This window comes from Vibrio clamense (genome assembly GCF_050337905.1).
GTDB classification, from domain to species: Bacteria; Pseudomonadota; Gammaproteobacteria; order Enterobacterales; family Vibrionaceae; genus Vibrio; species Vibrio cortegadensis.
On sequence record NZ_JAKJTJ010000025.1, the window covers coordinates 1 to 13,183 of the forward strand.

The following is a 13,183-nucleotide window of genomic DNA, read 5'->3' on the forward strand; positions in this document are numbered from 1 at the left end:
GGTAGGGACACATTCTACCTTCGTTCTGATGTCTTGATGCGTTACGGCTATCGCTTCGAGTTGATAGATGATTGTTTGATTCAGGTGTCTTCGGTGAATGTAGCCAGGTTCTTAACGTGTCCACCAAACCAGAGTGATTTTGTACCTGATTTTAATGCTAAGGATTCGCAGCTGACCGATGTGAGGGAAGATGTGAATATTTTTGATTTGCCTAATGGTTAATGCCTTAGTGCGTATTATGTATATTATGTTAAATTGTAATTGTTGATGTGCCATCTAACTTAAACACTTCCACTATCCTTGCATCTCTGCGCTTCTCACCTTGAAATGCTATTTAACAATAACGCTATTTACCATAAAATACCTAATAACTATATATCTTAATCTTCGATTCTGAATATAGTTATTAGGAGTAACTTGTTTACTTTCTTAGTATCAAGTTTTAAAGACTTACGTCTAATTATGTTCTTGAGGTAGCTTTGCTGTTAATTGATGAAGAACTGCTTCTATGTCTGATGATCTTACAGGCTTCGTTATAAAATCATTCATACCAACTCTGAAACATTCATGTTTATCGTTTTCCATCGCGTGGGCTGTCAGCGCAATGATCGGAATGGTAATCCCTTGCGAGCGAATTACTTTCGTTGCCGCTAAGCCGTCCATCACTGGCATTGAAATGTCCATAAATACCAGATCTAAGTGTTGATGGTGCTTTTGAATATACTCGTAGGCTTCTAGCCCATTACTTGCGATTGTTACAGTGTGACCTAATCTGCTTAACAGAAGCTTTATCACCATTTGGTTTGTGTGAGTATCTTCGACTACGAGAATATTAAGACTTGGGCTCTCTATTGGTGTGTTGTTATCTTCTTGAGACTCGTCATTACACTTAGAAAGAACCGGAATTGAAATCGTGAATTTACTTCCTTTGCCCAACTTGCTTTCAACGGAGATTTTTCCATCCATCAGCTGAACCAAATGCTTAGTAATCGCTAAACCTAATCCTGTTCCACCAAATCGACGGGTAATCGAGCTGTCTGCTTGATGGAATGGGTTGAACAGGAATGGTAGTTTTTTCTGTTGAATACCAATACCTGTATCGATGACTTTTATGATGAGTTGATTATTCTCGTTGATGTTTAATGATATATCGACAGAGCCGTCAGGAGTAAACTTGATGGCATTACCTACGATGTTGAATAGGATTTGAGATAATCTAGTTGAATCAATCCAGTGTAGTTTTTTCGTATCAATAAGATTAGATGTACTAAGCTTCAACCCTTTTTTGTCTGCTATGTTCTGTAATTGACTAATTACAAAAGTGACAGTGTCATTAATATTAATCCATTGTTTATTGAGAGAGAAGTTGCCGGATTCAATCTTGGAGACATCAAGAATGTCACTGATAATAGCGAGAAGAAGCTCTGCTGACGATTCCACTTGAGTTAGAATTTCTAGCTGTTGAGCATTAATTTGAGTCTGCTTCATGATATCAAGCATGCCGAGAACTGAGTTTAGTGGTGTTCTAATTTCGTGGCTCATCATTGCCAAAAACTCAGACTTGGCATTGTTCGCTTTGATCGCGTCTTGTTGAGCTTTCGTTAGAGCTCGAGTTCTTGCTTCTACTAGATTGTTTAGCTTTTCTTTATTCTCAATATCGATAATAGCTCGTTCTATCAATGGGCTAAATCGAATGAGTGTTTGTTTGTCTTCTAAACTGAACTGCCCTTTTCTTCTTCCGATCAAAAGCAGAACGGACTGCGTAACTTCAGCATTAATACCGGTCATTAAAACAGATTTGACCTCTTCTCGAATGACACAGTTAAGAGATATAAATTCATCTAGAGTTGCGGGCTCAAATAAGATAATACACTCGCCATTAAGTACGCGATTGAATTTTTTATCTTTGTTCCAAGCAATATTTCTGAAAGCGGCATTTGTGGTCAGTAATGTTTCAAAGGCATGAGTGTCGTTTGAACGCGATATGACAATAAAATCTTCGACATCGATGTATTTGCTTAATGCCGTTTGTAAACCTAAAAAGATTTGCTGGCGGTTGTCTGCACCACTCATGGCTGAAATAGCGTCTAGAATCGCTCTATTTTCGTCGGAAAGTCTTTTTTCTCTTTCATGACTGTGCTTGAGTTCTAAAAGCACTTCTTGCAGTTGTTCTTTATCGCAAGCGTCCATAATTACCCTGTAACTTTGTGAAATACAGCTGATGAGATCATTAGGTTACCATGCCCGTTTTCACCGCCTATGAAGCGCCCTTGCTCACCAAATGTAAAAGGACAGATGAATGGCTTACCGTCTAAGGCGGTGTTTATCTGATCACAAACGGCGTCGATATCTTGCCTTAAGTGAAGCATAGGACCGGCGCAAAAAATATTGATACCACCAAGCCTTTCCATATCCTCAAGTTTTTGATTGTAAGCGGAATTAACAACTCGTGCGGCTCGGCCGATAAGATGTGTTTTGTTTCCAACCATAAGGTAAATCTTCTCACCTTCTTGGATTGAAGTAAAAAGCTCGATTCCTTGAGATGGTGTCTCCCTTATTGGATGCGATAGTTTGTAATAAGGCTGTTCGTAAATATATCCTGCGATTCTACCTAGTGGATAAATCGTGGCCTTGTCGAATAAGTAGCCATCGGAAGTTAAATTGCCTAGATGATGATCTGTCCAGTAATGATAGACCTCTAAGGCGGGTTTGTGATCGATTTCTAGTAGCTCTCGACCACGGGCCTTCGTGATTGTACCTTGGTATTCGGTGGCTGAATGCCCGGCACTGAATGAGGTGAAAATTGATTGAGATGAATAGACGAGAGTGACGCTGACACCTGATTGGCAATGTGATTTTTCGTTGAAAATAGACCACTTCCCGTCAATTGTGTTATCAGCTGCACTTCCTCCAATGATTGCAACGAGTGTTCCGAATTTCTTATCAATACAAGCAATCATTCTCTCTTCATCACCTGGCGTAGCATGGAGAATGATTAAACTCGGCACTTCACCGATTCGGTCGGCACTTAACATTGCCTCATCTAATGCTTGAGCAATGGCGGAATCAATATTTTCTCTATCATCTGAGTAATGAGATAAACCTGTCCCGTAGGCGTTTATACCTAAATCAGAGATGGCTAATATGCCGACCACCGGCCCTGAATGATAGCCTTTTTCTGTCATAATACCTTGGCAAGAACTGCAACCTTGGATCGGTATATTCGGAAATGCTTCGACCAAATGTTTTGATAATAATTCTGAACAATACTCTTCGGTGTAGTAACAAATCAAGCTGCTGATATTTGTTGTTTTGAGTTGCTGCTTAAACTCTAAAGCGACATTTCGTTCATCTGTATTATTGGATGTCAGAGAGATAAATTGCATGATTTGTTTCACATAGTAAAGAGTAAGCGTTATACCTGTTTATCGGTATCTGAGGAGCAATATCGGTGTTATTTACAATAATACTGGTAATATTAATTTAACAGCGCTAAGTAAACAATCTCATTTTCTGACGATATTTTTAATTTAACGTTATTACTTTGCTTTGTAATGATGAGCTTTTTATCATGTTGAACAATATTCCCGGAGCCCTCGATTATTTTTGCCTTAATTGTTAAATTTTCGGGTGAATTTAGAGTGATACCTGTAGAGTAATTTGTAACCAATAAATTTGTTTCATTGATCTGAAACTCGCAAGTTTCTCCAAGTTTGCATGTGATGTTTTTCTCATCTTTATAGTTAATTGTACGCCATGTGAATGCGACGATTAGAAGACTTAACATGATGATTATTTGAACTAATCTACCTTTCGTTAGCTTTTGAGCTGCCATTTTTACTCTCTCTCCTTGCAACAAACTTCAAAGTTTTTAAATAAAAGCATAAATCCAGACCACAGGTAAGGTTACTACTCTGTCATTGAATTGTTAATTCACGTATAGTGTTGCGTTGAAAATGCCTCTTTTTTTAAAATTAGTAAGTAAACATAAAGTTCTGAATAAGTACTGTTTTCTTGTCGATTGGGGGGCATTACGACATTTGTCGTGTTGGAAGTAAAGTGTAGTTAATTAGAAATTGGAAGCATGCAAATGAGCCAAGAAAAGCAGCTTGAACAAAACTACAACTATACAGTCGTTCGTCAGTTTACCTTAGTTACTATTCTCTGGGGTATTGTCGGTATGGCTGTTGGTGTTTTGATTGCCGCTCAATTAGTTTGGCCACAGCTGAACTTTGATACGCCGTGGTTGACGTATAGTCGCTTACGTCCCCTGCATACTAATGCGGTTATTTTTGCGTTCGGTACAAGTGCCCTGTTTGCAACATCATATTATGTTGTTCAGCGTACCTGTCAGACGCGTCTATTTGGGGGCCCTCTGGTTCCATTCACTTTTTGGGGATGGCAAGCCATAATTTTAGCCGCTGCAATATCTTTACCTTTGGGTTACACCTCTGGCAAAGAGTACGCAGAACTAGAATGGCCTATTGATATTGCTATAACACTTGTATGGGTTGCTTATGCCATCGTGTTCTTTGGAACATTGATAAAGCGTACAACATCACACATATACGTAGCTAACTGGTTCTTTGGAGCCTTTATCCTCACTGTTGCAGTACTTCATATTGTGAACAGCATGGCAATCCCTGTCTCTTTGGGTAAATCTTATTCGATTTATTCTGGTGCAGTAGATGCGATGATACAGTGGTGGTATGGACACAACGCCGTAGGTTTCTTACTTACAGCTGGCTTCTTAGGAATGATGTATTACTTTGTCCCTAAGCAAGCAGAACGCCCTGTTTACTCTTACCGTTTATCAATTGTTCACTTTTGGGCTTTAGTATCTCTGTATATTTGGGCTGGTCCTCACCACCTTCATTACACAGCCCTACCTGATTGGACTCAGTCTATCGGTATGGTAATGTCGCTTGTTCTGTTCGCTCCATCTTGGGGTGGTATGATCAACGGTATTATGACCCTATCTGGTGCATGGCATAAACTTCGTTACGATCCTATTCTACGTTTCTTAATCGTTTCACTCTCTTTCTACGGCATGTCGACTTTTGAAGGTCCGATGATGTCTATTAAGACAGTAAACGCATTATCACATTACACTGACTGGACAATCGGCCACGTGCATTCTGGTGCATTAGGTTGGGTTGCTATGGTTTCAATTGGTTCTGTATACCACTTGATCCCTCGCCTGTTTGGTCAAGAACGTATGTACTCTGTAAGCCTAATCAACGCTCACTTCTGGTTAGCAACAATTGGTACTGTTCTTTACATCGTAGCAATGTGGATTTCTGGTGTTATGCAAGGTTTGATGTGGCGTGCAGTTAACTCTGATGGCACATTGACTTATAGCTTTGTTGAATCAGTACAAGCGTCTTACCCATTCTACTTCGTACGTTTCTTAGGTGGATTTATCTTCCTAACTGGTATGTTCTTACTTGCATACAACGCGTACAAAACCATCACTGCACCGAAAGATAGCCTTAAAGCTATCGTTCACCCGGCATAAGGAGATTTAAGAATGAGCTCAAATTCGAATAATCGCCACGAAATAGTTGAACGTAATGTCGGTTTATTGGCAATTTTGATTGTTTTTGCAATCAGCCTAGGTGCATTGGTAGAGATCACTCCGTTGATTTTCCAGAAGCAAACGACAGAGCCTGTTGAGAACTTACGCGTATACTCTGCGCTAGAAATGGAAGGTCGTGATGTTTATATCCGTGAAGGATGTAATGTTTGTCACAGCCAAATGATTCGTCCATTCCGTTCTGAAACAGAGCGTTACGGTCATTACTCTGTTGCTGGTGAAAGTGTTTGGGAACACCCATTCTTATGGGGTTCTAAACGTACTGGTCCTGATCTTGCTCGTGTTGGTGGTCGTTACTCTGATGAGTGGCACCGTGTTCACCTGATTGATCCTCGCGAATTAGTTCCTGAATCAAACATGCCTGGTTTCCCATGGCTTGCAGAGAACGAACTAGATGGCAAACTTACGCAGCAGAAGCTTGAAATATTCCGTAATCAATTTGGTGTTCCATACACTGACGAACAGATTGCGAATGCTTCAACAGATGTTGTTGGTAAGACTGAGATGGATGCTGTTGTTGCATACTTGCAATCTCTCGGTCATGCAATGAAATAAGGTGTAATTATGGATATTATTACTTTTCAAAGCATTTGGACCGTTACCGTTTTTGTTTGTTTCATTGGTGTAGTTTGGTGGGCTTACGGTAAAAGCCGTAAATCTCGTTTCGACGAAGCCGCTAATCTTGTATTCGCTGATGAACCAAAAAAAGAACAACATCCTAACCAACAAGGAGTGACTAAGTAATGACTACATTCTGGAGTCTCTGGATCATCGTAATTACTGTCGGTACGCTTGTGGGTTGTGCTGTTATCTTGACTTGGTGCCTAAAAGATAAAATGGGTGTTGAGGATGGTGAAGACATGGGCCACGAATACGATGGTATTCGTGAACTCAATAACCCACTGCCTAAATGGTGGACTTATCTGTTCATCAGTACTTTTATCTTTGCTGCTGTTTATTTAGCGCTATATCCAGGTTTAGGTAACTTCAAAGGCTTACTAGGCTGGCAGAGTTCGGATCAACTTGTTCGCACTGTTGAAGAGTCTAAGGCGTCGATTCTTGCTTCTCAAGAGAACAAACGCCCTGTTCAATACGCTAAAGAACTTGATGATGCGGAAACCTATTTTGGTGAAGCATTTAAACGCTTAGCTTATGATGAATCAGGCAACAACCTGCGCTCTATCCCTGATATTGCAGCGGATCCTGATGCAATCAAAGTTGGCCAACGCCTGTTCCTACAAAACTGTTCACAGTGTCATGGTTCAGATGCTCGTGGTCAGAAAGGTTTTCCTAACCTAACTGATGACGCTTGGCTATACGGCGGTGAGCCTCAAGCTATTGTAACGACGGTTATGAAAGGCCGTATTGGTGCAATGCCTTCTTGGAAGGATGCTTTAGGCGAGCAAGGCGTTAAAGAAGTCGTGAGCTACACGCTAAGCCTATCGGGACGTAAAGTTAACGCTCGTGAAGCTGAGGCTGGTAAATCTCGCTTCGTCGTGTGTGCTGCTTGTCACGGTACAGATGGCAAAGGTAACCCTGCGGTTGGCGCACCTGATTTAACCGATCACGATTGGTTATTTGGTGACTCACGTGCAGACGTAACAGAAACTGTAATGAATGGACGTTCTGGCGTAATGCCAGCTTGGGACGGTATCCTAGGTAAAGACAAAGTTCAGTTAGTTTCAGCGTACGTTTGGAGCCTAAGTAATTCCGATAATAAGTAACATTTCAATAACAGCCCCTATCTAAGGGGCTGTCTTTCCTATAGTTTATAAACTTTCTTATTTTAGTCGTTGAGATCTTTTTTATGGTAAAGCCTTGGTATAAACAATTCTGGCCGTGGTTCTTGATTTCGATGCCACTTGTCGTTGTGGTATGGACCGTTATTACTGTCATCGTGTTTTCGCAAAACTCTGTTTCTTTAGTTACTGAGGATTACTATAAAAAGGGAAAAGGCATCAATATTGATTTATCAAAAATCAATGTCGCGAAAGAACTAGAGCTGAGTGCTTCTGTTTTTTCAGACGAAAATGATGTTGTTATCTCATTTAACAAGGGACAGTTAGATCACTACCCTGCACTTACAGCAATGTTTGTTCACCGAACTTTACCTGACCGAGATTTCACTCAGCTGCTTACATCGGATGCAAATGGTGATTACCGTCTAACGCTTGATAAAGCGATGCAAGGACCTTGGTTTATCGAGCTTACTCCGCATAATGCAGAGTGGCTTGTTCAAGGTCGTGTTACTTTCCCTAGTGAGTCCCCTACAGAACTAATGAACTAAAACTATGTGCAAATCGTGTTACCACTGTGGTGAAGAAGTACCAGCCAACACGGACTTTCAAGTTGAAATTTTAGGTGAAAATAGGGAGATGTGTTGCCCTGGTTGTGAAACCGTCGCCCAAACCATTGTCGAAAGTGGACTTGAATCGTACTATCAATATCGTACTGCTCCAGCTGAAAAGGCTGATCTTGTACCGGAACAATTACGCGCCCTAATTCATTATGACAATGAAGACGTGCAGTCTGAGTTTGTTCGTAATTCAGAAAATAGTGCAGAAGTCACTCTCTCTTTAGAAGGCGTGTCTTGTGCCGCTTGTGCTTGGCTGATTGAAAAGCAGGTCTCTTCTCAAGCGGGTGTATTTTCAATTCGTGTGAATACTACAACCAACCGTGCAATTCTCGGTTGGGATAAAAGTCAGACTCGATTGAGTGAACTTTTAGGTGTCATCCATCGCTTAGGATATAAAGCTGCACCTTTTGAAGCGGATAAACAAGAAGCCGCGTACCACGAGGCGATGAAGCAATACCTCTATCGTTTAGGGATTGCTGGCCTTGCTACAATGCAAGTGATGATGCTTGCCGTTGCGCTCTACTTAGAAGTCTTTGGTGATCTTGAGCCAGAGTTCAAGCATTACTTCCGTTGGGTCAGCTTAATATTCGCGACACCTGTACTCCTCTACTCTGCGCTTCCTTTCTATACCAACGCATGGCGTAGCATTCGTGCTCGAACGCTTGGTATGGATGTTCCCGTATCTATCGCGCTTATTTTTGCTTATGTCGCTAGCCTTATCGCAACGGTGACTGAGCAAGGTGAAGTATTCTTTGAATCAATTTCAATGTTCACTTTCTTCTTATTAGTGGGCAGATATTTGGAAATGCGTGCGAGACGCAAAGCTGCTGCGGCAAGTGGAAATTTACTTAAATTAATCCCTGCCATTGCAACGACGTTAGATGGAGATCAAGTACCAGTCAGAACGCTGAAACTAGGAGACCAAATACGTGTACGGCCTGGCGAACATATTCCTGCTGATGGGGTCATTTTATCTGGCCGCGTTCACATTAATGAATCCATGCTGACCGGTGAGTCACTCCCTGTTGTTAAAAAGGTTGGTTCAACCGTATTTGCTGGAACATTAAATGGTGATGAATCATTCGAACTAGAAGTGACTTCATCGAAAGCAGATTCAATGATTTCGAATATTGTTCGTCTTCAAGATGAAGCGCAGATGTCAAAACCACAAATTGCTCAAATTGCAGATGTAGTCGCGCGTTATTTTGTCGCTATTTTATTAGTTATTGCTGGCTGTACTTGGCTGTATTGGCACCAGTCTAAACCTGAAGATGCATTTTGGATCATGCTAGCAGTATTAGTGGCAACCTGCCCTTGCGCACTATCTCTTGCTACGCCAACCGCTATTACTTGTGCGACTTCTCGCATGGGTAATTTTGGTATTCTTCTACGTAAAGGTCATGTGTTTGAAACTTTGTGTAAAGTGAATCATTTAGTGATTGATAAAACAGGTACTTTGACTAAAGGTGACGTTGTCATAAGTAAAGTCGACGTTCTTGCTGAGATTGATGAAGCATCCTGCTTGTCTCTTGCTGCTGCTCTTGAAAGCCATGCTAACCACCCGATAGCCAAAGCATTTAGAGAATATAGCGACAATGAGGTTTCGCTCTCTGATGTAAATAATATTATCGGCTCTGGGATTATTGGTCATTATAACGGTTCAGAATTGAAAATTGGTAGTGCCCTATTTGTATTGAACAAACAGCAAACCGTGCAAAGTAACTGTGTTTACCTTTCAATGAATGGAAAGCATATAGCAACTTTTCATTACAGTGATCCTATTCGTAAAGAGAGTGTAAACTTCATTAAGAAATTTGCACAAGCAGGAATCAAGACCACGTTGTTGACTGGCGATTCGTATGCCAATGCTAAGTTAGTCGCCGATGAAATTGGTATTAATGAAGTGATTAGTGATGCGAAACCAGAAGATAAGCTTAGTTTTTTAAATCACCTCAATGATGGGCAAATCACCATGATGGTTGGTGATGGTATCAACGATGCACCAACACTTGCTGGTGCTCACCTGTCTGTCGCGATGGGTGGCGGTACAGATGTAGCTAAAGCTTCTGCTGATATGGTTCTTCTTGGAGATCGTCTTGACCGATTACTTGAGGCTCGAACTCTGGCACTTAAAACACGTAAGATAATTCGCGAAAACTTAGCTTGGTCTTTAGGTTACAACCTGCTAATTTTGCCTCTCGCGGTTTCAGGACTTGTTGCGCCATATATTGCCGTTGTTGGTATGTCGGCAAGTTCTATTATCGTAGTCTCCAACTCACTTCGATTACTTAAAGACCAAGGTAAATAAGATGGAAAGCCTTTATATTCTTATCCCCATAGCCATCGTTTTGGTTTGTATCGCCGTTGCTATTTTTCTTTGGGCGGTGAAAAGCGAACAATTCGAAGACTTAGAGCGTCAGGGGCACAGTATTTTATTTGACGAAGAATTACCAAAAAAGAAAGAGAAATCGAAAAACCTAGACGAAGTAGCGTCAAACCATCCAGGATCAGGAGATAAAAATGGCGCCTGATTGGCTTGCTGCTTTTGCTATCGGTTTGATTGGTGCTGGTCATTGTATGGGGATGTGCGGTGGTATAGCTTCCATGCTGTCGATATCCAGTAATAATTCTTCACATCGATTCACAATTCCCATTTTTTATAATATTGGCCGTTTGCTCAGTTACACCCTTATCGGAGCTCTAATTGGCGGGACGGTATCTAGCCTAACCAATTTAACGGATATCAATCATGGGCTAGTTTGGTTAAGATTTTTAGCCGCGATTTTCATGATTTTGTTGGCCTTTTATATCGGTCGTTGGTGGCATGGGCTATTGGTGATTGAGAAGTTGGGCCAAAAATTATGGAAATTCATCTCCCCTGCAGGTAAGTCATTGTTGCCATTGAAGTCTTCGGTGCATGCATTGCCGTTTGGCTTTATATGGGGTTGGCTACCTTGTGGGTTGGTTTATTCAACTCTTACTTGGTCTGCGGTGTCTGGGAGTGCCTTTGATGGCGCTATCATCATGCTCTCTTTTGGACTGGGTACTTTACCTGCGATGTTGCTCATCGGCATTGGGGCGTCTTACCTTAAAACGATTCAGCAATCCCCTATTTTCCGCAATGTTGGTGCCTTAATGATCCTAGCTTACGGACTCTATACTGCTATTAATACTATCAATATCCTCGCGTTTACCGTATGACAGAACGCTGAAAAGTGCCTTTTTTGCTACCCTTTGGTAGTAATGGATGCTAAAATATTGACGTATATCAAATAGTGAAAGGTTATTATGATTTCTGAAAAACCTGCGACGAAACGTATTCAGTCTGGTGGATGTGCAATTCACTGTCAGGATTGCAGTATTAGTCAGCTGTGTATTCCGTTTACACTGAATGAATCAGAACTTGATCAACTTGATCAAATTATTGAACGCAAGAAACCAATTCAGAAAAGCCAAGAGCTTTTTAAAGCTGGGGATGAGCTTAAATCGTTGTACGCAATACGCTCGGGTACAATCAAAAGCTATACGATAACTGAGCAAGGTGATGAACAAATCACTGCTTTTCATTTAGCTGGCGATTTGGTCGGTTTCGACGCAATCACTGATGATGCGCACCCAAGTTTTGCTCAAGCTCTAGAAACATCGATGGTTTGTGAAATTCCATACGAAATTCTAGATGATCTATCAGGTAAAATGCCTAAGTTACGCCAACAGATCATGCGACTCATGAGTAACGAGATTAAAGGTGATCAAGAAATGATTTTGCTTCTTTCTAAAAAGAATGCAGAAGAACGTCTTGCCGCTTTCCTTTACAATCTTTCTACTCGTTTCTCTCAACGTGGCTTTAGCCCACGAGAGTTTCGCTTAACAATGACTCGAGGTGATATTGGTAACTACCTTGGCTTGACCGTTGAAACAATTAGCCGCCTGCTTGGACGCTTCCAAAAGTCGGATATTTTAAGTGTTAAAGGTAAGTACATTACGATCATCGATCATGATGCTTTGATGGAACTTGCTGGTGTTTCAAAAGAGTAACAGCCAATTCTATGATGTAGCTCGAAGATGAGCTACATCAATTTTCTCACCAAATTCCCTCTGTTTTCCTAATAATCTCGTAAGAACTACGCTACAGTAACCATATGGTTCTACTCCAATTAGTGGGAGTTTCTATGAGTATTTACAATAAAATCTTAGTTGTTGCTGACATTAATCATGATGCGCAGCCTGCCCTTGCCAGAGCGATGCAGCTTGCTCGGAAAAGTAAGTCCAAAAGTCATGTTCAGTTCTTTCTGTCTATTTATGATTTTTCATATGAGATGACATCGATGCTTTCGGTTGATGAGCGTGATGCAATGCGACGTGGCGTGATCCATCAGCGTGAACAGTGGATGACAAAAGTTGCTGCGCAATATATTGATGACTCAATAGAGTTTTCCGTCAAAGTGGTTTGGCACAATAGGCCTTATGAAGCCATTATTGCGGAAGTGTTTGGTGGTGGTCATGACATTTTGATTAAAGGGACTCGAAAACACGATATTCTAGAATCTGTTATTTTCACTCCTACTGATTGGCACTTATTGCGCAAAGCGCCTTGCCCTGTCTTGCTGATTAAAAACTCTGATTGGCCTGACAACCCCAACATTCTTGCATCGGTTCACGTTGGTTCAGAAAATGATACTCACCTTGATCTCAATGATTGCATGGTTGAGCAGGTCAAGAATTTGAGTGAGCGATTGGGTGCTACGCCCTACTTGGTGAATGCCTACCCAGTCACGCCAGCAAATATCACTATCGAGCTGCCTGAATTCGACCCTGCAACTTACACTGATGCTGTGCGTGGGCATCACTTAACATCGATGAAAGCTTTAAGACAGAAGCATGGCATTGACGAAGAGTTCACTGTTGTAGAGCAAGGGTTACCTGAAGACATCATTCCTGAAACGGCGAGTAAATTGAATGCCGCAATGGTTATTTTAGGAACAACGGGAAGAACGGGACTCTCTGCTGTATTTATTGGAAACACCGCAGAGCATGTGATCGATAAGATAAATTGCGATGTTCTTGCGTTAAAACCAAAAGGCTATGTTAGCCCTTTAGATCCTAGTCAAACCGCGTAATTAGGATTGGCTTTCTCACAAGATTGGATTTCTCGCAAGACTGACTGTTTTCAGTATAAATAAAAAGCCCCAGCTTGATTTTAAGTTGGGGCTTTTTTGTAGCGCCTACTAGAG

Annotated in this window: 13 protein-coding genes and 1 pseudogene; 11 read left to right on the forward strand and 3 right to left on the reverse strand. The window is 41.2% G+C overall.

Annotated elements, in window-relative coordinates:
- Window positions 1-222: pseudogene (locus tag L4C39_RS13470) on the forward strand (zonular occludens toxin domain-containing protein); the annotation flags it as partial.
- Window positions 223-456: 234 nt separating this feature from the next.
- Here L4C39_RS13470 and L4C39_RS13475 read toward each other — a convergent pair.
- The 3 genes from L4C39_RS13475 to L4C39_RS13485 form a co-directional block, all read right to left on the reverse strand.
- Window positions 457-2,190: an ATP-binding protein gene (locus L4C39_RS13475; protein WP_429746371.1), complete on the reverse strand. Its 1,734-nt coding sequence runs from the start codon at window positions 2,188-2,190 to the stop codon at window positions 457-459.
- Window positions 2,191-2,192: 2 nt separating this feature from the next.
- Window positions 2,193-3,386 (reverse strand): FIST signal transduction protein, encoded by a 1,194-nt coding sequence (locus L4C39_RS13480; RefSeq protein WP_429746373.1) that lies wholly within the window; start codon window positions 3,384-3,386, stop codon window positions 2,193-2,195.
- Window positions 3,387-3,478: 92 nt separating this feature from the next.
- Complete coding sequence (locus L4C39_RS13485; protein ID WP_429746374.1) at window positions 3,479-3,835, reverse strand: hypothetical protein; 357 nt, start codon at window positions 3,833-3,835, stop codon at window positions 3,479-3,481.
- A 255-nt stretch (window positions 3,836-4,090) separates the two neighbouring features.
- On the opposite strand from L4C39_RS13485, the gene ccoN reads away from it, so the two are divergent.
- From ccoN to uspE, 10 genes are all read left to right on the forward strand, one after another.
- A complete protein-coding gene (gene ccoN / locus L4C39_RS13490) occupies window positions 4,091-5,518 on the forward strand; it encodes a cytochrome-c oxidase, cbb3-type subunit I (RefSeq protein WP_171756754.1) in 1,428 nt (475 codons plus the stop codon).
- Between the two features lie 12 nt (window positions 5,519-5,530).
- Window positions 5,531-6,151, forward strand: coding sequence for a cytochrome-c oxidase, cbb3-type subunit II (gene ccoO, locus L4C39_RS13495; protein WP_017051533.1), 621 nt, complete (start codon window positions 5,531-5,533; stop codon window positions 6,149-6,151).
- A 9-nt stretch (window positions 6,152-6,160) separates the two neighbouring features.
- Window positions 6,161-6,340: a CcoQ/FixQ family Cbb3-type cytochrome c oxidase assembly chaperone gene (locus L4C39_RS13500; RefSeq protein ID WP_017051534.1), complete on the forward strand. Its 180-nt coding sequence runs from the start codon at window positions 6,161-6,163 to the stop codon at window positions 6,338-6,340.
- On the forward strand, window positions 6,340-7,320 hold the full coding sequence (gene ccoP, locus L4C39_RS13505) for a cytochrome-c oxidase, cbb3-type subunit III (RefSeq protein WP_017051535.1): 981 nt from the start codon (window positions 6,340-6,342) through the stop codon (window positions 7,318-7,320). Before L4C39_RS13500 ends, ccoP begins: the two co-directional genes overlap by 1 nt.
- A gap of 83 nt (window positions 7,321-7,403) precedes the next feature.
- Window positions 7,404-7,883: a FixH family protein gene (locus L4C39_RS13510; RefSeq protein ID WP_017051536.1), complete on the forward strand. Its 480-nt coding sequence runs from the start codon at window positions 7,404-7,406 to the stop codon at window positions 7,881-7,883.
- Window positions 7,884-7,887: 4 nt separating this feature from the next.
- Window positions 7,888-10,260: a heavy metal translocating P-type ATPase gene (locus L4C39_RS13515; protein ID WP_429746377.1), complete on the forward strand. Its 2,373-nt coding sequence runs from the start codon at window positions 7,888-7,890 to the stop codon at window positions 10,258-10,260.
- Window position 10,261: 1 nt separating this feature from the next.
- Window positions 10,262-10,483 carry a cbb3-type cytochrome oxidase assembly protein CcoS gene (ccoS, locus tag L4C39_RS13520; protein ID WP_429746379.1) on the forward strand — a complete coding sequence of 74 codons (222 nt, stop codon included), beginning with the start codon at window positions 10,262-10,264 and terminating at the stop codon, window positions 10,481-10,483.
- Window positions 10,473-11,153 (forward strand): sulfite exporter TauE/SafE family protein, encoded by a 681-nt coding sequence (locus tag L4C39_RS13525; protein ID WP_136994693.1) that lies wholly within the window; start codon window positions 10,473-10,475, stop codon window positions 11,151-11,153. Before ccoS ends, L4C39_RS13525 begins: the two co-directional genes overlap by 11 nt.
- Window positions 11,154-11,240: 87 nt before the next feature.
- Window positions 11,241-11,987, forward strand: coding sequence for a fumarate/nitrate reduction transcriptional regulator Fnr (fnr, locus tag L4C39_RS13530; RefSeq protein ID WP_017051540.1), 747 nt, complete (start codon window positions 11,241-11,243; stop codon window positions 11,985-11,987).
- Window positions 11,988-12,121: 134 nt separating this feature from the next.
- Window positions 12,122-13,069: a universal stress protein UspE gene (uspE, locus tag L4C39_RS13535; protein ID WP_171756750.1), complete on the forward strand. Its 948-nt coding sequence runs from the start codon at window positions 12,122-12,124 to the stop codon at window positions 13,067-13,069.
- Window positions 13,070-13,183: the final 114 nt, after the last annotated feature.

Coding starts and splice junctions, on each gene's coding strand:
- ccoO (WP_017051533.1), top strand. CDS start 5,531: ATGAGCTCAAATTCGAATAATCGCCACGAAATAGTTGAACGTAATGTC.
- L4C39_RS13480 (WP_429746373.1), bottom strand. CDS start 3,386: ATGCAATTTATCTCTCTGACATCCAATAATACAGATGAACGAAATGTC.
- ccoN (WP_171756754.1), top strand. CDS start 4,091: ATGAGCCAAGAAAAGCAGCTTGAACAAAACTACAACTATACAGTCGTT.
- L4C39_RS13475 (WP_429746371.1), bottom strand. CDS start 2,190: ATGGACGCTTGCGATAAAGAACAACTGCAAGAAGTGCTTTTAGAACTC.
- ccoP (WP_017051535.1), top strand. CDS start 6,340: ATGACTACATTCTGGAGTCTCTGGATCATCGTAATTACTGTCGGTACG.
- L4C39_RS13500 (WP_017051534.1), top strand. CDS start 6,161: ATGGATATTATTACTTTTCAAAGCATTTGGACCGTTACCGTTTTTGTT.
- L4C39_RS13510 (WP_017051536.1), top strand. CDS start 7,404: ATGGTAAAGCCTTGGTATAAACAATTCTGGCCGTGGTTCTTGATTTCG.
- fnr (WP_017051540.1), top strand. CDS start 11,241: ATGATTTCTGAAAAACCTGCGACGAAACGTATTCAGTCTGGTGGATGT.
- L4C39_RS13515 (WP_429746377.1), top strand. CDS start 7,888: ATGTGCAAATCGTGTTACCACTGTGGTGAAGAAGTACCAGCCAACACG.
- L4C39_RS13485 (WP_429746374.1), bottom strand. CDS start 3,835: ATGGCAGCTCAAAAGCTAACGAAAGGTAGATTAGTTCAAATAATCATC.
- uspE (WP_171756750.1), top strand. CDS start 12,122: ATGAGTATTTACAATAAAATCTTAGTTGTTGCTGACATTAATCATGAT.
- ccoS (WP_429746379.1), top strand. CDS start 10,262: ATGGAAAGCCTTTATATTCTTATCCCCATAGCCATCGTTTTGGTTTGT.
- L4C39_RS13525 (WP_136994693.1), top strand. CDS start 10,473: ATGGCGCCTGATTGGCTTGCTGCTTTTGCTATCGGTTTGATTGGTGCT.